Origin of the sequence: Ochrobactrum sp. C6C9 (assembly GCF_022627935.1) — a bacterium.
GTDB lineage: Bacteria > Pseudomonadota > Alphaproteobacteria > Rhizobiales > Rhizobiaceae > Brucella > Brucella teleogrylli.
Genome location: NZ_JABXGB010000098.1, coordinates 1 through 840 on the forward strand (window position 1 = coordinate 1; position 840 = coordinate 840).

Genomic DNA, 840 nt, shown 5'->3' on the forward strand with positions numbered 1-840 from the left:
GAATCGGAGGGAAACCAGAAAATACCTATAAATCAGTATGTTACGTATTCTCGAGATTCAAAGTGTAAAAAAGGCTCGCATCGCACGGCCTGAATATGCGTCGAGAAACGGCTCAAAGAGGCGATACCATCGATGATTTTGGGGAAGGAGTTGGAAAGCTGATTGCAGCTAGTGGCGGAGAGGATGGGATTCGAACCCACGAGACCCTTATGAGGTCTACTCCCTTAGCAGGGGAGCGCCTTCGACCACTCGGCCACCTCTCCGGTAAGGGCGAGATAGCCGGTACGCCGAGGCATTTCAAGCGATTTACGCAACAGCTGGTAAAATTTCCTGCGAATTACACGCATTATATATAAAGCAACCATGGTGCAGGCTTGATTTGCGGCGTTTCGGCTATGCGCTCTTCATTGGTCCGTCGCACAATCATGCCATTCAGAACATTAGAGATTCGGCCTCTCACAAGAGGAATCACCAAGTTACGGACATCCGCAGGACACTTTCTGTTCCCAGGTGGCAAATGGTGGAATCTCGACGCTGTTTTGGCGCTTAACTTAAAAAAATCTACGTTTTCAATCGTTAAGATCGGTTAATTCGTGGTTAGGAATGTTAATAAACTCTAAAGAAGGGCCACCAAAGCTGACAATTTCGTGTCTTTTCTGCAACAACCATTCTGCATAGAGGGCTTGCCGGGGCGGGTAAGCCGTATTCGCAGTTGAAACGAGGGAACGGGCGAGTATCTTCACATCCAGAAGAAGGAGCGCTTCGGGGCGACTTTTTCACAAGGGGATGGGGACAGGTTGTCCTTCAGCCAAATCAAAATGCCCAGACCCGTTTTTAACT

General features: G+C 48.6%; 1 tRNA gene. It reads right to left on the minus strand.

The window, feature by feature from the left end:
* Positions 1 to 172: 172 nt before the first annotated feature.
* Positions 173 to 263, minus strand: a tRNA-Ser gene (locus HWD97_RS24220).
* Between the last annotated feature and the right edge of the window lie 577 nt (positions 264 to 840).